The organism is Paracoccaceae bacterium (assembly GCA_033344815.1).
Lineage (GTDB): Bacteria > Pseudomonadota > Alphaproteobacteria > Rhodobacterales > Rhodobacteraceae > Roseobacter.
In genome coordinates, this window is record JAWPMR010000001.1 from 2,089,193 (window position 1) to 2,108,165 (window position 18,973).

An 18,973-nucleotide genomic window follows, 5' to 3' on the forward strand; every position below is an offset into this window, starting at 1 on the left:
ACATGCTGGATTACGCCGCACTAACGACTGCCTTTGGCAATGCTTTGACAATTGACCATTTGTTTATATCGCTGTGGGCGACCCTTCTCGGTGTTATCATCGGCATGTTGCCTGGACTGACTGCCACGATGGGGTTGGCCCTTTTGACAACCCTTACCTTTCAAATGGAAAGCAGCGCGGCTATCACTGCCTTGTTGGCAATGTATGTCGGCTCGATCTATGGTGGAAGCCGCACCGCGATTATCCTCAACATGCCCGGCACACCCGCCAGTGCCGCAACGACACTGGATGGGTATCCATTGTCGCGACAGTCCAAAGCGCGTGAAGCGCTGGGTCTTGCGACAATTGGATCCCTGTGCGGCACGCTACTGGGTGTTTTACTGCTGGTCTTCACAGCACCCGTTTTGGCAAATTACGCTTTGCGATTTGGGTCGTATGAGTTCTTTTGGCTAGCGCTCTTTGGTGTCGTCATCTCGGGGCGTTTGACGTCGATGGATGACCCTCTCAAGGGCTGGATCGCCGGATTTTTGGGCCTGATCATCGCCATGATCGGCCAAGAGCAGGTTTTTGCATTTGCCCGCTATACCTTCGGCTATCAACCTCTGTCAGGCGGTATCAGCCTCATCCCAGCCATGGTTGGAGCCTTTGGATTTGCAGAGATCCTGTCAAGCATTTCCAAAAGCCAAACACCCGAGATCGCGGAAAACAAAGGACGCGTGGTGCCAGAAGGTCGCGAATTGTTACGCTATTCCCCAAGCATCGCACGATCTGGTGTCGCGGGAACTGTGATGGGCCTCATTCCGGGCGTTGGCGAGGACATCGGCGCATGGGTTTCTTATGCCATTGCCAAACGGTTCAGCCGGGAAAGCGCCAAATTTGGACATGGATCCAAGGAAGGCTTGATCGCAGCCGAAACCGGAAATTCCGCCGCAGTGCCCGGCGCAATCATTCCGGTTTTGACGTTGGGAATTCCTGGGTCGGCGCCCTCAGCGGTTCTTCTGGCGGCGATGATCATTCACGGTGTTCAGCCGGGGCCGCTGATTATGATTCAGAATGCGCATATGGTGTACGGCGTGGTTGCCGCGATCGTGATTGCGGCCATTTTCATGACAGTTTTTGGACTCCTACTAACCAGCCCGCTCCTCATGGTTCTCCGAATTCCGCGAGAGAGGATTTTACCGATTATCTTCGTTCTCTGCGTCGTTGGGGCCTTCGCCATCGCATCCCGCCCCTTTGATGTTTTGGTCATGTTGGCGTTTGGGACGTTTGGTTTTCTATTGCGTCAGATGAACTACCCGATGGCCCCGATCATCCTTGGTTTGGTACTTGGCGCCATTCTGGACAAAAGCCTGCGTCGCGGACTCATTCTGTCAGAAGGAAGCCTCGAACCTTTCTTCACCCGCCCGGTCAGCGCTGTTTTGGCTTTCGCGACGATTTTCAGCGTTCTCGTCATCTTGGTATCGGGTCTAAAAGCTGTCGTGCGCAGGCGAGGCTAACGCTTCAAACAGCAGTCGGTCGTCTTGTTACGAAAAAACGCCACAGGTGTCAGGTCACGGGGCAAATATAGTCGGGCACGATGCCCGAGGTGGCAATGTATGGCGCTATGCTCTGCCGCGCGAAAAGCCCGTAATCCGTTATCAAGACTGTGCGCATACCTGCCGCAGCGCCCCCGAGGATGTCCGTGTGCAGTGTATCGCCCACCATCGCCACGCGTTCTGGCGTGATCCCTTCCAGCCGTTCGATCACGTCAGCGTAGGCGTTTCCGAAGGGTTTGCCGAAAAACACAGGGGCCACGCCTGTTTCATCCGCAAGTTGATGCGCGTAAAAGCCCGGCTCGATGCTGAGACCTGTTTCGCGCGGTGCGACAAGATCAGGGTTCGCGACCAAAACCGGGCGCGCCTGTGTTTGAAGTGCCTCACGCAGCGCCTCATAGGTCGCAACGGACAAATCAGCGCTTGAGAGCATCAGGAACCCATCCACCTCAGGCTGCGCCTGTGCTGTCCAGCGAACGACATCTGCATCAAGGTCGGCAAAGTCATCGACTTCGGTGCAGATCGCCCCCCAACGCCCCTCTGGCAGATGCTGTCCAAGCCGCGCGGCGCATACATCGCGGCTGGCCACCACTTCGTCAGCGGTAAAATCAAAACCAAGTTTGTGATACTTGCGCAAGGCAGCGGCGCGGGTGTCGCTGGCAGCATTGGTTAGCACTACCAGTTTTTTCCCGCGCGCGCGGAGTTCCTTCATGCGCTCGACCGCTCCGGGGATCGAAGTCTGCCCAACATTCAAAACCCCAAACGCATCCAGAACAAACGCATCCACGTCGTCTGCAACTTCTGACAAGGACGCACAATGCCGGGACGTTGACGGAAAAAGAGCCTGTGGTAAACGGTGCCGGATACCTTCGTAACGCGCAAAAGCTGCGGCGGTATCAAGCGTGGACAAATAAGACACGGATCAGATCAACCTGTATTGACGCGCTTTGTTGCGCAGAAACGGCAGACCCTTACCCATCACCTCAGTGTGGCTTTCCGCGACGGGTCGCCAGACGGACAAACCATGCGCAATCTCGGGCGGCATGTTGATGAAACTCTCCATTGCAAGCCCACCGTCAAAACCGATTGCAGCCAGCGTGGCATAGATTTCATCCCAATCACATGTCCCTTCACCCGGCGTGCCCCGGTCACTTTCGGACAAGTGGATATAGCGTAAGTGATCGCGCCCATCGAGGATGCCATTACCCGCTCCTTTTTCCTCAATGTTCATGTGATATGTATCCAAGTGCAGGAAAATGTTGTCCGATCCGACTTTCTCAATCATCGCAACGCCTTGGGCTGCGGTGTTGATCAAATGGGTTTCATAACGATTGACCGGCTCGATTCCGAACAGAATGCCCGCGTCTTTTGCGAGTCGCGCCGCGGCGCCCAATGCCCGCGCAACATTATCCAATTCGTGCAGCGTCGGCGGCAGACCGGAGCGTTCACCGATCCCCCCATATGTCACCCCACTCAACGCTAACGCACCCATTGCAGCAGTCTTTTCAATTGCCGTTTTCAGAAAGGCGATTGCGCCGTCGGGATTGTGGGACGCCCAGACGGCTTCCGGCAGGCCAAGAGAACATACGGCGGATAAATCCGCCTGCTGCAATAGTCTTCGACTGTGTTCCGCATCCGCTGATGGTGGATCCAACAGGGCGATTTCAATGAAATCCATCCCTGTTTCTTGTGCCGCCGCGATCGCCGCCGCCGCGCCTTTGGGGTCCCATGTCATGGTCCACATGCTGGTATGTACGCCAAATCCTTTCATCACACGCTTGAATAACCTCCCTCAATCATCATCAACGCGCCGTTCACCAGATCCGAGGCGGGTGAGGCGAGATAGAGCGCCATGTCTGCAATTTCCATCGGTTCGCCGAACCGGCCCAATGGCGTGGCAGCCAAAAACGGTTCTGATTTTTCTGGCGGTGACCACAGTTTGCGACCCATCTCCGTCATCACGACCGTTGGACAGATCGCGTTAACCTGAACATTGTACGGCGCAAATTCGGTCATCAGCGCCTTGGTCAACGCGTTCAGCCCACCTTTGGATGCGGCATAGGCGGCGTGGTCCGGCAAGGCAATCACCCCCGTCTGGGACGAGATGTTGATGATCTTGCCGTGCCGTTGCGCCATCATGGCCGGGGCGAGTCCCTTGGAAAGGATGAAGGGCGCGCGCAGGTTTACTGCCATTGTTCGGTCCCAATCGGCAATATCAAAGCTGGTCGCAGCACCAACAATCGCGGTGCCTGCACAATTTACCAGGATGTCGATTGTGCCGCGTATCGCCAGCGCTTTGGCTACAACTGTCTCCGCCCCCTCGGCCGTTGCGACATCAGCAATGATGGTGTCGCAGGTGCCGCCTGCTGCTTCGATCTCCGTCCTGAGGATTTTCAAATTGCTGGCATTGCGCCCGGTTGCCACCACTTGCGCACCGGCATCGGCAAAGACGCGTGCGACCTCGGCACCAATCCCGGAGCTTGCCCCTGTGACAAGAGCCGATTGCCCGGCAATGGAAAATCGATCGATCCAATCGGCCATGGTCATTCCATATTTGTATGCCGTGCACGCATGGCATCGGCACTGATACCAGCAGCATCGCGCAAGTGCAGGATCAGAATTTCAAAGAACATGAACTGTGCCGCCTCAAAAAGCGACCCCATCGGCAGCACGGATCCAGCACCGGACTGATCGCGCGCCATCGTCTGGGCCGGAAGATGAATGACTGTGTCCACCATGCCTGGCACATTGCCACTCGGCTCGGCGGTGATACACATCGTTGCAGCCTCTGCACCTTTGGCCCGCTCAACTAACGCAGACACGGTGCCAAATTCCCCAGGTCCGGCGCTAACGATCAACAAATCTCCTGAGCCGACGTGCGGCGTTGTCATGTCCCCGACCATATGCGCATCCAACCCCAAGTGAAACAGACGCATGGCCAGTGATTTGATCATCAACCCTTCCCGTCCCACGCCGTGCAGAACAATCCGGCGCGCAGTCAGAATGGGAGGTGCCATAGCCTCGATTTGCGCGGGCAACGAAGCCTGCAACACGTCTCCAACTTCGCCCACCGCCCGTTGTGCCAACTCATTCATACTCATAAGCTCATTGCCTTTTCAGAAAGATCGGACTGACGGGCGACTACCGCATCAACAGCATCTTCAAACAGACCTAAATCCTTGAGAAAATCAACAATTGTGTATCTGCTGCGAATGAAGGCAGAAGCGCGGATGGTCCTGCGCAGGTGGCCAAGCGAAATTCCGATGTCTTGCGGCAGAGCGGGTGACTGCGCACTGCGCAGCATGGCGATCATCTCATCCGCGCGAAACAGATGATGTTTCAGTGTCGCACGCGTCTCTGGCCAGATGCGGTGAATCCGTGTGATCCGATCCTTGTGCATTTGTGCGTTCGGCCACTTGGCAAGGGTTTCCTGCTCCGCTCGCTGCGCGATCCCACGATCGGGAATGCTAGTGTGTAAATCCGCCAAAGCCGCCGACAGATCCGGTGCGGCCGGTGCCAAGTCTTCAAGGTTTTGGTTCAGCAGCCAATCATAAAACATCAAAGCCGTGACACAGCCTACGGCGACCGCTGCCCCATGGGACACCTTACGCCCATCATGTTCGTGCCCCTCCATTTCCCACATATGGGCGATTTGGTGGTCCGCCCCCGATGCAGGTCGCGACGAGCCATGAAATTCCATGGCAAAGCCGACAGCTGTTAATCCAATAAACAGTGGCGCGCAGCCGTCACCTCCGTCTGAAACGCTTTCCGGGGCGGCGAGCCAACCGCGCAAATGATCCTGCACCAGCGGCCAGGCGAGGTCATCACGTGCTTCCACACCTACCAGCTCAGCGAGCAGCCAGTCCCCCCCAGCCGGGGATTTTCCAGCCAGATCGGCATAGCCCCAGCCTGTCATTTCTGGTGGTGCAGCCGCAATGACGTCCAGATCGGCAATCAGCGCGATGGGCGCCCGTACCGGGATCGTAACCTTGAATCCGTTCTTGGCGAGCGGAGCGCCTGCACTGGTGTAGCCATCCATTGACGCCGCAGTGGCGACCGATAGATAACGACGGTCACTCTCAAAGGCGGCGTATTTCACAAGATCATTGATGACCCCCGAACCAACCGATACGGGCATCAGCGCACTATCCGCACTCAGGCGGTCGAGAAACACCTGCGCGGCCTCAACACTGGCCTTGGGCAGCGGATCCGCCGGGATTACCAGAGTATCGACGGTAAACCCCGCAGCACGCAACGCCGCGCAGGCTGCTGCACCCGCTGCCGCAAATCCAGCCGTATCCGCGCAGACCAATGCCTTGCGTGATGCAAAAACCTGTGTGGCGACTGTCCCGGTCTGGGCCAGGGCACCCGGCGCTATCAAAAGGGCCTGCGTCGCGGCTGATCTTGCCAGCGCCGGCAAGATCAGGTTGTCGTACTGGCCTTGCCAGTTGCTCACGCGACCACCTCCGCGTCGCTATTGGGCAATGTGACGCCCTGCTTGTCAAATTGATGCAACCGGTGGACGGGCAACGAAATTCCGACCCTATCACCGGCCTTGGTCTGGTCTTCACCATCCGTCTTGACAACCAACCGAGCACCATCTGCGGCCTCAAGGTAAAGATAGCTTTCACCGCCCAGCTGTTCCTTGACCGCAACACTCAAATCGCCACCCTTTGTCAACACCACGTGCTCTGGTCGGATACCGATGCGAACGGCACTGTCTTGCGTCGAAACCCCGGTCGCGAAGGCTGTGTCCACGTCAAAGATATTCATGCCCGGCGAACCGATGAACCCAGCCACGAACTCGGACGCAGGCCGGTGATACAAATCCATCGGCGCGCCCACCTGTTCAATCCGTCCCGCATTCAAGACCACGATCTGATCAGCCATTGTCATCGCCTCAACCTGATCATGCGTCACATAAATCATTGTGGCGTCCAACTGTTTGTGCAGCGCTTCCAACTCCACCCGCATCTGCACCCGCAACTTGGCGTCCAGATTTGAAAGGGGTTCATCAAACAAGAACACCTTGGGTTCCTTGACAATTGAACGTCCGATAGCGACGCGCTGACGTTGCCCCCCCGAGAGTTGTCCGGGCTTTCGATCCAGGTAATCGGTCAATTGCAGGATTTTGGCCGCCGCTGCGACACGCCGGGTCCGCTCATCAGCAGATACACCGCCCACTTTCATCCCAAATTCCATATTTGCGCGCACACTCATGTGGGGATAAAGCGCGTAGGATTGGAAGACCATTGACACATCACGATCTACGGGTTCGAGGGTCGTTACATCCTTTTCGCCGATGTGAATGGCCCCATCGCTGATTGATTCGAGACCCGCAATTGTCCGCAGCAGAGTCGATTTTCCACAACCTGAGGGGCCTACGAAGACTACAAATGCGCCGTCCTCGACCGCCAGTGAAATATCAAAAAGCGCCTGTACAGGCCCATAGAACTTGCTGATATTCGATAGCTTTACCGTGGCCAAACCGTCTTCTCCTGATGCGCATCCCGCACTCTACAAAAGCCGGTTGCGTAAAAATTCGTGTTGACATCGTCGTCAAGTGTTACATCTGTATGTGCGACGATACAAAAGATTGTCAACCGTTTCCAAGGGAGGGAAAAATGATTATCAGGAAATTTCTCGGGACTACTGCTTTAGCCACTGCATTGGCTTTTGGCGCACAGACCGCAGGTGCCGATGGCCATGGCTGGAGCCTCGAAAAGGCCGCCGAACCCTATGCTGGGACAACTGTCGATGTGGTTTTTCTGTTGCGTCCTGGCTATGAGGCCATCGAAGCCATGCTGCCTGAATTTGAGGAAAAAACCGGAATTAAGGTTAACATCATCAAGCACCCTTACGAAAACGCATTGGGTGAGCAGGTCCGCGATTTTGTCGCCGGTGGTGATTTGGATGTGGCATTGATCGACCTGGTCTGGATCGGCAATTTTGCCGAAAACGAATGGATCGAGCCGCTGTCCAAGTTTACATCCAATCCAGAACTGGCCGATCCTGAGCTGGATATTGATGACTTCTTCCCGCTGGTTCTGAATGCCTTTGGGGGATGGAACGGTGAAATTTACGGCCTGCCGGTCGATAACTATTCGGGGCTGCTGTTTTACAATCGCTGCATGCTGGAAGAGGCCGGCTTTGATGGTCCACCCGAAACCTGGGACGCACTGAAGAACGAATATGGACCGGCCCTGACCAAGGATGGCAAATACGCTTATGCGTTGCAGTCCAAGCGAAATGAAACGCAATCCGCGGATAGCTTTGCGCGCATGCTCTGGCCCTTTGGCGGATCCTTCCTGAACGATGAATTCCGCTCCAACCTCGCGTCAGATGAAAGCATTGCCGGTCTGCAATTTCGCCAGGATCTGATGCAATACATGCCTGATGGTATCGTTGCCTATGATCACGCGGAAACCGTAAACGCGTTCAGTCAGGGTGATGTAGCGATGATCACCGAATGGTCGGCCTTCTATTCCAGCGTCGTCAGCGCGGACACCTCAAAGGTCGCTGATTGCGTTGAAATCGCGCCTGAGCCCATGGGTCCGGCAGGGCGCAAACCAGCCCTTGGCGGTTTCTCCATGGCTGTCGCTTCACAGGCCGATGAAGCGGAACAGGCGGCGGGCTATCTGTTCATCCAATGGGCCACATCAAAGGCTAATGCGGTCGAATATCTGGAGCGCGGTGGTGTACCCGCGCGTCAATCCGCTTATGCAGACCCGGCATTGGCAGAAACCTATAAGTTCATCCCGGCTTTGGTTGAATCCTGGCAGGACGGTGTGCCGGAATTCCGTCCACGCTTTGCGGAATGGCCTGAGATCACCGAGATTGTTCAGGAATGGGGCACCAAGATCATGCTGGAGGAAGTCACCATCGAAGAAGGTGTCACCGAGCTTGGCAGCCGCATGGAGGCCGTCCTGGAACAGGCCGGTTATTATGATGGCAGCAAGCCTCTTGCGCAGTAATACGCAGGTCTGACCAAATGGGCGGGGGCGCAGGTGTGCCCCCGTCCGCTCACAGAAAGACACCATGATGCCCGGTCCCGTCTCACGAAAAACCCTCTTTGGCTTCATCGGCCCGTCGGTCATTGCATTGGCTGCTATCGGGATTGTGCCATTGCTTTATGCGGCATGGACAAGCCTGCACTTCTATAACCTGACCAAACTGCGGCAAGTCGAATTCATCGGAATAGACAATTACATCCGGGTGCTGACAGACCCTTCGTTCTGGGAGGCGATGGGACGCACGTTCACGTTGCTGGGAATTGCGTTACCCTTGCAACTGGCCTTGGGTCTCGGGATCGCACTCGTGCTGCACAAACCCGGCCTAACGATCCTGAAAACCCTTGCGCGGCTCGGTCTGGTGCTGCCAATGGCCACGACTTATGCGGTTGTTGGCCTGTTGGGACAGGTGATGTTCAATCAGAAATTCGGCGTGGTGAACCAACTGCTGACCCCGTTCGGCGGCGACAACATCAATTGGATCGGTGATCCGACCAATGCCTTTGTCATGATCGTGTTTTGGGATGTGTGGCAATGGACGCCCTTTGTGGCGCTGATCATGCTGGCGGGGCTGACAATGGTGCCCGGGGAGATCGAAGAGGCGGCCCGCCTCGAGACGAAAAGATGGACTGTGGTGCTGCGGTATGTGCAACTGCCGTACCTGATACCGGGTCTGGTGGCCGTGCTGATCCTGCGCACCGCCGACACGCTGAAACTCTTTGACATGGTCTTCACGCTGACGCGGGGCGGACCGGGGGCGTCGACAGAATTCATCTCACTGATGATCCAGCGCGTGGGCTTTCGCGCCTTTGATCAGGGGCTGGCCTCGGCTCAGGCGATCATCTTGCTGATGATCACCATCGTTCTGAGCCGCCTGTACATCCGCGCGTTTTACAAGGAGGTCTGAGCCATGACGACCCAACGTTCCCTCTGGATCCAAGGTTTGTTGTTGCTGGTCATCCTCGCCGTCTGTGTGTTCCCGTTTTACTGGATGGTGACAACGTCGCTCAAAACCCAAATCGTGGCACTGGAAAGCCCGCCGGTCTGGGCTTTTGAACCCACCCTCGCCAACTATCGCGAAGCATTGTTCGAAGACGGTGTGCTAGGCACATTGATCAATTCTCTGATCATTGCGGTCTCCACCACGGCTCTGGCGATCGTGCTCGGGGTGCCTGCAGCCTTCGCCCTTGCCCGGTTCGAATTTCGCGCCAAGAAAGAGCTTTGGTTCTGGTTCATCACCAACCGGATGGTCAGCCCGATTGTCCTCGCCCTGCCCTTCTTTTTGATCGTGCGTCACCTTGGTATGCTCGATCAGCATATCACCCTGATCCTGATCTATCTTACCTTCAACCTGCCCATTGTGATCTGGATTTGCACCGATCAGTTTCGCGGCATTCCCTATGATCTGGACGAGGCCGCGCGGCTTGAAGGCGCGTCACAATGGATGATCCTGCGCAAGATATGCCTGCCACTGGCCATGCCGGGGGTGGCCGTGTCGGGCATCTTCAGTTTCATTTTCTCGTGGAACGAGTTGATGTTCGGCCTCGTATTGACACGCACTCAGGCCAAGACCGCACCTGCAATGGCTGTGTCATTCATGGAAGGTTACAACCTTCCCTACGGTAAGATCATGGCCACTTCCACGCTGATTGTGATCCCGGTCTTGATCTTCGCGCTTCTGGCCTCCAAGCAACTGGTGCGTGGCCTGACAATGGGCGCGGTGAAATAGGCTAGGATCAGCATGGCGCGCACGTCAAAAACCGGATGGATCGACGCGGACGAACAGCTCTTGGTCCGTCTGGCCTGGGCCTGCGAGATAGAAGGCATGACGCAAGCGGCGGCGGCCGACAAATTCGGGATCACGCGCCTCAAAGTAAATAAAGCGCTGAGCGAAGCGCGCGAGCGCGGTATTGTTCGCATATCCATCAATTCCGCATTTGCGCCCTGCGCCGCGTTAGAAGCACAACTATGCGCGCGCTTTGATCTGCAATCCGCGTCGGTCGCGCCGATTGCCAGCGTGAAGTATGACTTGCACACGCTGCTGGGCTCTGCGCTCGGCCAATACCTTGCCGGGTATCTACAAAAGTCTGACGTGTCGCTTTTCGGGATGTCATGGGGCAACACCTTGAACATGGCGACCCGTTTCATGGAACCGCTGAACCGGCCCGAGCTGGAGATAATTTCCGTCATGGGCGGGCTGGCCAAAGGTTCAGACCTCAACAGCTACGAAATTACAACACGTCTGGCGGATCTTTGCAATGCCCAGCACAGCTATTTTACTGCGCCGATTTATGCTGGATCGCGCGAGAGCCGCGATATTCTGACCGCACAGGAGGTGTTTCAGACCACCATCGAAAAGATCCGCGCAGCTGATGGCATCGCGTTGGCGGCAGGCGAGATGGCCAGTTCTTTGCTGATCAAGGATGGGCTGCCTGCGGATGTTGACTTGACGGACCTGGTTGCGCGGGGGGCCGTGGGCGACATCATGGGATACTTCCTCAAAGCGGACGGGTCGTTGGTCGATCACCCCATCAACGAGCGCGTTTTGGGACTGGCGCTGGATGACCTGCAGGCGATCAACAATGTGATCCTCGCGGCTGGCGGGCTGCACAAAGTTCCGATAATTGCGGCGTTTCTGGCGCGCGGGGCTGTTGCCACGTTGGTTACGGATCAGGCAACCGCAAACGCCCTGCTTGAGAACACCACATGAGTATTTATGCAGGCATTGATCTGGGGACATCAGGTATCAAGATCGCCCTGGTTGATGACGCCGGCCAGTGTGTGGCCCAGGTGTCGCGCCATTGCGCTGTTGATCGACCCCATCCCGGCTGGTCACAGCAGGACCCCGATCTTTGGTGGCAGATAACCCAAGCCTTGTTCGATCAGTTGCATGCAGAGCAACCCAAACTGCTGGCACGCCTTCGCGCGATTTCTTTGTCGGGTCAGATGCTGGGTCCGGTCTTTCTGGATGCATCCGATCGCCCGACCACGCCGTGCATTTTGTGGAATGATCAGCGTTCGATTGCCGAATGCAAGCTGCTCAGCGACCGTGTCCCCGACATCGGCTGGCGCGCCAATGGGCAGCCCGATCCAGGGTTTGGCGCACCCAAAATACTCTGGCTGGCGGGGCATGATCCAACAGCGCTGGCGCGCGCGGATGTCTTGATGCTGCCAAAAGACTACGTAAGGTTGTGCCTAACAGGTGACCGCGCGACCGAGGTAAGCGATGCCTCGGGCACCATGTTGATGGATTGCGCCACGCGCACGTGGGATGATGAACTGCTGAACGCTGCGGGATGGTCGCGTGACAAATTGCCCGACCTCTTGCCGTCCCATGCGGCGGCGGGCGTGCTGCGGGAACCGTTGCGTCAACGATGGACGATCCCGCAGAATGTGGTTGTTGCCACGGGATGCGGCGACAATTACGCTGGCGCTTTGGGCGTGGGCGCAAGCCGCGCGGGTCAGGCCGCACTCAGCATTGGGACATCAGGCGTTTTATCCGCCGTGGACGAGCGCTTTCGCCCAGCCCCAGATCGCGCGGTTTTGACCACACCTCACGCCGTCCCGGATACATTCCTGTCAATGGGCGTGGTGATGAGCGCCACACAATCACTCGATTGGATCGCGAATCTGTCGCAAAGCCTGGTATCCGATTTGATGAACGGCGTGGCGGCGCGCCTGAGCGAAAAAGGGCCCGCAGGTTTTCCTATTGCGCGCCCCAGTCTGACCGGTGTGCGTACGCCTGACAATCGCCCTGAGGCGGGTGCAGCCTTCGCGGGCATCACGGCCGTCAGCGACAAATACGACCTGACCTATGCCGTGATCGAAGGCGTCGCTTTTCAGTTTTTCGATTGTTTTCAAGCGCAAAGCGACAGCGGCGTTCCGATCACAGATATCAAGGCCATAGGCGGCGGCACGAAATCGCACCCGTGGACCCAGCTAATTGCCACGCTCTGCAACACGACACTTGAGGTGCCAGAAAACGGCGATATTGCCGCATGTCTTGGTGCAGCTAAGCTGGCGAAGGCATCATTGAACCCATCAGACGTCATGGAAATCCTTGGGCGGTCGCCGACTATTCTATCCCATGCAGCCCCTCAAAGAGAATGGTCTGACGTCTTGATGGCGCGGCATCAACACTATCGCGCCCTGCCATTTCAATGAACGCGGGGGCGGCGGGATCATTCCAGTATTTTGACCGGCCGTTCCCATTGGATCAAAACCACGCAGCCCGGTTCAGACCACACAGAATGCGACGTCCCTTCCGGATTCAGCACGCAGCAACCTTTTGTATAAGTCCCACGTTCATCCGATTGCGCCCCCTCCAGAACGAGGATTGTTTCCAAGCCTGTATGTAAATGGTTTGGTACTCTTGCGCCGGGTTCATAACGCAAAAGGGCCACAGCAGGCGCGCCTTTTTGGATGTGGTAAATCTCGACTCCCTCACGAAACGGCTCAAAGGGCAGTTCGTTATATCCATCCATCAGATCTGCAATAAAAATCGGTTCAACCATGCCACGCGGCCTCCAATTCGGCAAAGCACGCAGTCCAGCCCACGATCGCCCCTTGCGCGCGGATCATCTGCAGCGTTGCCGCTTTAAAAGCGGGAAAATAGCTTTCTGTCGCGTCCTCCACGAGCAAACTGTCAAAACCACGATCATTGGCTTCCCGCATCGTTGTCTGCACGCAGACTTCCGTCGTCACCCCTCCAAATATTAGCGTTTTTATCCCCAATGTCGTCAGGTGTTGCGCGAGGGGTGTCGCGTAAAAAGCACCCTTGCCAGGTTTGTCGATCACCATTTCCCCGTTAGCCGGATACACTTGGGGAATGATATCCGCGCCCTCTTCGCCTGCAATCAATATGCGCCCCATGGGACCGGGGTCGCCGATGCGCAAGCTTGGGTCCCCCCGATCTCGTTTTGCGCGCGACAGGTCCGACAAATCGGGTCTGTGACATTCGCGAGTATGAATCACTGGTACGTCGCGGGCACGACACAGCTCAATCAGTGCCGCAGTCGTGGGCACAATGGCCTGCAACAATGACACATCATTTCCAAGACTTTCACCAAACCCCCCGGGTTCAATGAAGTCGCGTTGCATATCGATCACGATCAGCGCCGTGCTGGCAGGATCAAAAACAAAGGTGAAAGGCTGAGCCCCTGGGATCTGCTGCATCATGCGTGCCCCCCCATGTGACTACCGATCTCTGCAACATCAGCTTTTCCAGTATCCACATCATAGGTAATGCGCCCTTCAGACATGACCAAAACGCGGTCAGTAAGCTCCATGAGCTCGTCGAGATCTTCAGACATCAGCAATACGGCTGCGCCGGCATTGCGGGCCTCCATGATCCGCGCCCGAACTTCGCTCACAGCAGAAAAATCGAGTCCAAAGCAGGGGTTGGAAATGATCAGAAGGTCCACATCCCCGGACAATTCACGCGCCAGCACGGCGCGCTGAACATTCCCCCCAGAGAGCGCATTGATCGGACTGTCAAGTGAGGTCGTCTTGACCTTGAACCCCGCGACCAGTGCGGCGGCACGCCGGTTCATGTCACGTTTGGACAGCCAGAAACGTTTTCCCGCCCCTTGCACGTCAAAACTGCGAAACCCAATATTTTCTGCAACAGACATACGCGGAGCACAGGCGTTGCGCAGCGGTTCCTCAGGCAGAAACCGCACGTTCAATCGCCGGGTTTCATCGCGCCCTGCGCCATAAGGCGCCCCTTTGACATGGATCGTGCCTGCCTGACGCGCGCGCTGTCCGGTCAGGATTTCCATCAATTCCATCTGACCATTGCCCGATATGCCCGCAATGCCAACAATCTGTCCCGCGCACACTTTCAGATCGTCGATTTCGATCTGTTTCAAACCCGATCTGTCGCGCGCTTTGATCCCGCTCAATTCCAGAACCGGCGCGCCGGTTGTACCTGTTCTGGGCGCGGGTACCGCCAGATTGGCCTGCCCCATCATCAGACTGGCCATGTCTGCATGGCTGAGATCCGTGACTTTGCCGCCGCCCACCAACTTGCCGCGCCGCAGGACGGATACTTCATCCGCAAAAGCCGTAACTTCCCGAAATTTATGGGTAATCATAAGCACCGAAATCCGCCCCTGTGCGCAGAGCGCCCGCATGTGGCCGAGCACCTCATCTGCCTCATCCGGGGTCAAAACAGAGGTCGGTTCGTCCAGGATCAAAAACTTCCGCCCCAGATAAAGCTGTTTGAGAATCTCCAGCTTTTGCTTTTCCCCCGCTGCCAGGGCGCGCACAGGTTGATCCAGCGGCACCTGAAACGGCATCGTTTTCATGAACGCTGCAAGGGCTGCATGTTCGGCGCGCCAGTCAATGATGCGCGGGGCATCTTCGCGGCTGATCACCAGGTTTTCCGCCGCGCTCAACGACGGCACCAGCGTAAAGTGCTGATAGACCATACCAAGCCCGACCGCATGAGCCGCCTTTGGATCACTGATCCGGGCTTCACGCTGATCCACAAGCATCTCGCCAGAGGTCGCGTGATAAAACCCCATCATGCATTTCACCAGCGTGGATTTACCCGCGCCGTTCTCGCCCAGCAGGGCATGGAAACTACCCGGTTTGATCTTGATCGAACAGTCATCCAAGGCTGTAAACCCGCCGAATTGCATCGTCATGCCGATCGTTTCGACGCCGATGGCCCCTCGCGTGGTGAGTGTCATGGCAATTGGTTCAACACGGTTTCGCTGTCACTGACCGCCCCAAAAACGCCACCCTGCATGGTGACCATCTTGAGTGCGGCGTCATGATTGCCCTGGTCGGTTGCGCCACAGCAATCCGACAGGACCAGACATTCAAACCCACGGTCATTGGCTTCGCGCATTGTGGTCGATACACACACATCCGTGGTGATACCGGTGAGAATGATGTTTTCGATCCCCCGCGTGCGCAGGATCATTTCAAGATCGGTGGCGTAAAAACTGCCCTTGCCCGGTTTATCAATGATCGGTTCGCCCGGTTTCGGCGCGAGATCCGGGATAATACCCCACCCCGCCTCACCGCGCACAAGGATTTTGCCACAGGGTCCCGGATCCCCGATACCTGCTCCAATCTGTTGACTGCGCCAACGCTTGTTTGCGGGCAGATCAGCCAGATCAGCGCGATGCCCTTCTCGCGTGTGAATGATATGGTATCCTTTGCCGCGCATTACGCCCAACAGGCGTTTGATCGGCGCAATCGGAGCTTGCGTCATCGACAAGTCATACCCCATTTTGTCCACGTACCCACCGGTTCCACAAAAATCCGTCTGCATGTCGATGATCATCAGAACGGTATTTTCAGGGCGCAAGTCACCGTTGTAAGGCCATGCATAGGGCTCGGATTTGATCGTCATTCTGCGGCCTCCGCTTTGGGCGTGCCATAGATCCGCGTGGGTTCGGGAAAGCCAAAATCGGTTCCATCGGTGGTCTTGACCGCGTCCTCCCAGGGCAATTGGTACTGCCCTGCCGCCAGATCCGTCATGTACGTGTAAGGACAATCCTGCGCGCCACCTTTAACAGCCACATAGCCGCGATGCCCGAATTGGTAGATGTTGTTCTCTACTCCCCAGTTGATCCGCGCCTCGCGCACCAGATCGGGGCGGACCTCGGCGGTGATGATCTCGTCCGCGCGACCCGATGTGCCATGGGCAATGATGCTACCATCAAAGTTGCAAAACATCCCTTCGCCCATGCTGTCAAAGGTCCCATCAGAGCCGCACATGCACACATTGGCCGTCACCATCAGATTGCAGAAGGCGTTGGATTGGTTGGTGAATTTCCAACTGTCGCGAATAGGAGCAGTATACCCGGCTGTGCGCAACATGATTTCTGCGCCTTTGTAGGCGGCCTCGCGTGCCATTTCTGGGAACATCCCGTCATGACAAATGATCAACGACAATTTACACCCGTTGGGCCCGTCAATGACCGGAATACCGCCATCTCCCGGCTCCCAGGGTTCAACCGGCACCCAAGGATGCATTTTGCGGTAGTAGAGTTTCACATCACCCGTGTTGTCGATGATCAGACCGGTGTTCCAGGGCATGCCACCGGGGTTCGCCTCCATGATCGAAAAACAGCCCCAGATGTCATTATCGATACAGGCCTGCTTGAAGGCCGCAACCTCGGGGCCGTCCATGGTGCACATGATCGCCGGGTTGATGTCCATCGACAGCCCGTGCAGCGCATATTCGGGGAAGACCACCAGATCCATGGTGCCCATGTTGCGCCGGGCCTTGGCTGTCATCTCCACGATCCGGGCGGTTTGGGCAGCCAAATCGTCCGGGGTTTGCACCACAGGCAGCTTTAACTGAACCAATCCAATTACCACGCCGTTTGGCGATTTGTTCAAGCCTCCAAGTCCATTCATGTCTGCGTCTCCTTATTTGGTTATGCTCAACTCACCCGGCGCGCCGGTCATGGCGCGGGTTGGCGAGGAGGTTGCGATCAAAACACCCAGCGTGAGCACGTAGGGTGCTGCGAAAAACAAGTAGTAGCCCTCGGAAATACCTACCGACTGCAGCGTTGGGCCAAGCGCACCGGCACCGCCAAAGAGCAGCGCTGCGCCAAAGCAGGCAATCGGGTTCCAGCGGGCAAAGATGACCAAGGCAACTGCCATCAGGCCCTGCCCGGAGGAAATCCCCTCATTCCAGCTCCCTGGGTAATAGAGCGACAGATACGCGCCTCCAACTCCGGCAAAAGCCCCGCCGACAGCCGTGGCCAGCGCACGGATCAGGTTCGGTCGCAACCCCATCGCGCGGGCGGCATCCGTGCTGTCTCCCACCACACGCAGGACCAGCCCGATTTTTGTTGCACGCAGCATCCACCAGATCACAAAAGCCAGCACAGCACCGATCAGAAACAGGACATTGACCTGCAGTGCAGCTCTGATTTGCGTCACATCCGACCACCAGCCAAAACTGATGGCAGGCAAATCCGGGGCCACGGGTTGCACAAAAGGTTTGCCGAAATAAAAAGCCAACCCCATGCCGAGGATCATCATTGCAATGCCGACAGCGATATCGTTCACCTTTGGCAACGAACAGATCACCCCATGCAGCAGGCCAAAGATCGCACCGCATAATGCCGCCGCCGCGACACCAATCCACGGCGATCCGGTAAGATAGGCTAGCGCATAACCGGACATGGCCCCAAACACGAGCGTACCTTCAAGTCCCAGATTGATACGTCCTGAGCGCTCCGTCAGCACCTCGCCGAGGCTGACAAACAGGAAAGGAGTTGAAACACGGATCGCCCCGCCGATGATCGCCAGCGGGATCACCCAAAGACCCAGATCACCGTCCATCAAGCCGCCCTCCAACGTTCCGGCGCAAAGATTTTGAAACGTCCATAGAGAGTTTCGGAAATCAAAATCGACATGAACACAAAGCCTTGCAACACAAGTATTGTGGCATCCGGCAAGTCCATCCGGCGTTGAACAAGACCCGAAGACGCCTCAAAACCAGCCAGCAGGATGGCGACAGGAATGATCGCCAGCGGATTGTGTCGCGCCAGGAAAGCAATCAGAATGCCCGTATAGCCATAGCCGCCGGCCAAACTTGCGTTTGCAGATCCATGCACGGCGGCAACCTCAAAGAAACCGGCCAGCCCTGCGATTGCTCCGCCGAGCGCCGTGAACCCTACCACCAGCCATCCGACGGGCAGGCCCTGGACCTGAGCTGCACGGATATTTCCACCGGCAATGCGTGCGGCAAAACCCCAAGTGGTTTTTTCCATCAAAACCCACGCGAGCACACAACAGATCACACCAAAAACCAGCCCCCAATGCACATCCCACCCGGAGATATTACCAACCCGCAGCGCTTCCTGCAGCGGGGCGGTGGAGGGTTTGTTCAGGCTTGCAGGATCGCGCAACGGGCCTTCGACAAGATGGTTCATCAGAGCGATTGCGATATAGGCCATCAGGAGGCTTGAAATCGTTTCGTTTACGCCACGAAAGTGGCGTAGAGCTCCGACCGCGCCAATCCAAATTGCACCGACCATCATTGCAATGAACATTATTATCGGCATCGCCAATCCCGCTGGCATGCCACTAAGCGCAACCCCGGTCGCACCTGCCGCTACCCCTCCCAGAACGATCGCGCCTTCACCGCCAATCACCACCAGCCCTAGGCGCGCGGGCAATGCGACACATAGTGCCGCTAGCAACAGTGGCGCTGCGCGTGAGAGGGTGTTTTGCCAAGAAAACGCGGTGCCAAAACCACCGCGATACACCAGCGAAAAGAACTCAGACGGGGCCTTGCCCTGAAACAGCAGGAAAATGCTGAAGACCGCAAACCCGACCAACAGGGCACCGAACGGAAGGACAATTGCCTCAGCACGCCGCACCCAGGTCGCCAACCCGAGAGGGGTCTGTGACACCGTGTGCGCGGCGCGTATCGCATTCTGGTCCATTGACCCA

At 56.9% G+C, this 18,973-nt stretch carries 19 protein-coding genes; 6 read left to right on the forward strand and 13 right to left on the reverse strand.

Annotated elements, in window-relative coordinates; all coding sequences use genetic code 11:
- The first annotated feature begins 2 nt into the window (after nucleotides 1-2).
- On the forward strand, nucleotides 3-1,496 hold the full coding sequence (locus R8G34_09720; GenBank protein MDW3223146.1) for a tripartite tricarboxylate transporter permease: 1,494 nt from the start codon (nucleotides 3-5) through the stop codon (nucleotides 1,494-1,496).
- Between the two features lie 49 nt (nucleotides 1,497-1,545).
- Here the strand turns inward: R8G34_09720 and R8G34_09725 are convergent, their stop codons facing one another.
- From R8G34_09725 to ugpC, 6 genes are read right to left on the reverse strand one after another with little or no spacing between them, the layout of a single operon-like run.
- Nucleotides 1,546-2,451, reverse strand: coding sequence for an HAD family hydrolase (locus R8G34_09725; GenBank protein ID MDW3223147.1), 906 nt, complete (start codon nucleotides 2,449-2,451; stop codon nucleotides 1,546-1,548).
- A 3-nt stretch (nucleotides 2,452-2,454) separates the two neighbouring features.
- Nucleotides 2,455-3,303, reverse strand: a complete 849-nt coding sequence (locus R8G34_09730) for a sugar phosphate isomerase/epimerase (GenBank protein ID MDW3223148.1) — start codon at nucleotides 3,301-3,303, stop codon at nucleotides 2,455-2,457.
- Nucleotides 3,303-4,073, reverse strand: coding sequence for a glucose 1-dehydrogenase (locus R8G34_09735; GenBank protein ID MDW3223149.1), 771 nt, complete (start codon nucleotides 4,071-4,073; stop codon nucleotides 3,303-3,305). The genes R8G34_09730 and R8G34_09735 overlap by 1 nt, the downstream gene beginning before the upstream one ends.
- A 2-nt stretch (nucleotides 4,074-4,075) precedes the next feature.
- Complete coding sequence (locus R8G34_09740; protein MDW3223150.1) at nucleotides 4,076-4,633, reverse strand: 6-phospho-3-hexuloisomerase; 558 nt, start codon at nucleotides 4,631-4,633, stop codon at nucleotides 4,076-4,078.
- Nucleotides 4,630-5,988, reverse strand: a complete 1,359-nt coding sequence (locus R8G34_09745; protein MDW3223151.1) for an iron-containing alcohol dehydrogenase — start codon at nucleotides 5,986-5,988, stop codon at nucleotides 4,630-4,632. The genes R8G34_09740 and R8G34_09745 overlap by 4 nt, the downstream gene beginning before the upstream one ends.
- Entirely contained in the window at nucleotides 5,985-7,019 is a 1,035-nt protein-coding gene (gene ugpC, locus R8G34_09750) for a sn-glycerol-3-phosphate ABC transporter ATP-binding protein UgpC (protein ID MDW3223152.1), read from the reverse strand. Before ugpC ends, R8G34_09745 begins: the two co-directional genes overlap by 4 nt.
- Nucleotides 7,020-7,156: 137 nt before the next feature.
- On the opposite strand from ugpC, the gene R8G34_09755 reads away from it, so the two are divergent.
- From R8G34_09755 to xylB, 5 genes are all read left to right on the forward strand, one after another.
- On the forward strand, nucleotides 7,157-8,506 hold the full coding sequence (locus tag R8G34_09755) for a sugar ABC transporter substrate-binding protein (GenBank protein MDW3223153.1): 1,350 nt from the start codon (nucleotides 7,157-7,159) through the stop codon (nucleotides 8,504-8,506).
- Nucleotides 8,507-8,573: 67 nt separating this feature from the next.
- The gene (locus tag R8G34_09760; GenBank protein ID MDW3223154.1) at nucleotides 8,574-9,449 is read left to right on the forward strand and encodes a sugar ABC transporter permease; all 876 of its coding nucleotides are present in this window, start codon (nucleotides 8,574-8,576) and stop codon (nucleotides 9,447-9,449) included.
- 3 nt (nucleotides 9,450-9,452) lie between these two features.
- Nucleotides 9,453-10,271 (forward strand): carbohydrate ABC transporter permease, encoded by an 819-nt coding sequence (locus tag R8G34_09765; GenBank protein ID MDW3223155.1) that lies wholly within the window; start codon nucleotides 9,453-9,455, stop codon nucleotides 10,269-10,271.
- 12 nt (nucleotides 10,272-10,283) lie between these two features.
- Nucleotides 10,284-11,252, forward strand: coding sequence for a sugar-binding domain-containing protein (locus R8G34_09770; protein MDW3223156.1), 969 nt, complete (start codon nucleotides 10,284-10,286; stop codon nucleotides 11,250-11,252).
- Entirely contained in the window at nucleotides 11,249-12,706 is a 1,458-nt protein-coding gene (xylB, locus tag R8G34_09775) for a xylulokinase (protein MDW3223157.1), read from the forward strand. The genes R8G34_09770 and xylB overlap by 4 nt, the downstream gene beginning before the upstream one ends.
- A gap of 17 nt (nucleotides 12,707-12,723) precedes the next feature.
- Here xylB and R8G34_09780 read toward each other — a convergent pair whose 3' ends face one another.
- Genes R8G34_09780 through R8G34_09810 form a run of 7 tightly spaced genes read right to left on the reverse strand, consistent with a single transcriptional unit; the run spans nucleotide 12,724 to nucleotide 18,966 of the window.
- Nucleotides 12,724-13,056 carry a cupin domain-containing protein gene (locus R8G34_09780; protein MDW3223158.1) on the reverse strand — a complete coding sequence of 111 codons (333 nt, stop codon included), beginning with the start codon at nucleotides 13,054-13,056 and terminating at the stop codon, nucleotides 12,724-12,726.
- Complete coding sequence (locus tag R8G34_09785; protein MDW3223159.1) at nucleotides 13,049-13,717, reverse strand: isochorismatase family cysteine hydrolase; 669 nt, start codon at nucleotides 13,715-13,717, stop codon at nucleotides 13,049-13,051. Before R8G34_09785 ends, R8G34_09780 begins: the two co-directional genes overlap by 8 nt.
- A complete protein-coding gene (locus tag R8G34_09790; protein ID MDW3223160.1) occupies nucleotides 13,717-15,237 on the reverse strand; it encodes an ABC transporter ATP-binding protein in 1,521 nt (506 codons plus the stop codon). The genes R8G34_09785 and R8G34_09790 overlap by 1 nt, the downstream gene beginning before the upstream one ends.
- Nucleotides 15,234-15,908, reverse strand: coding sequence for an isochorismatase family cysteine hydrolase (locus R8G34_09795; GenBank protein ID MDW3223161.1), 675 nt, complete (start codon nucleotides 15,906-15,908; stop codon nucleotides 15,234-15,236). Before R8G34_09795 ends, R8G34_09790 begins: the two co-directional genes overlap by 4 nt.
- A complete protein-coding gene (locus tag R8G34_09800) occupies nucleotides 15,905-16,921 on the reverse strand; it encodes a formamidase (GenBank protein ID MDW3223162.1) in 1,017 nt (338 codons plus the stop codon). Before R8G34_09800 ends, R8G34_09795 begins: the two co-directional genes overlap by 4 nt.
- Before the next feature lie 12 nt (nucleotides 16,922-16,933).
- The gene (locus tag R8G34_09805; GenBank protein ID MDW3223163.1) at nucleotides 16,934-17,857 is read right to left on the reverse strand and encodes an ABC transporter permease; all 924 of its coding nucleotides are present in this window, start codon (nucleotides 17,855-17,857) and stop codon (nucleotides 16,934-16,936) included.
- Nucleotides 17,857-18,966 carry an ABC transporter permease gene (locus R8G34_09810; protein MDW3223164.1) on the reverse strand — a complete coding sequence of 370 codons (1,110 nt, stop codon included), beginning with the start codon at nucleotides 18,964-18,966 and terminating at the stop codon, nucleotides 17,857-17,859. The genes R8G34_09805 and R8G34_09810 overlap by 1 nt, the downstream gene beginning before the upstream one ends.
- Nucleotides 18,967-18,973: the final 7 nt, after the last annotated feature.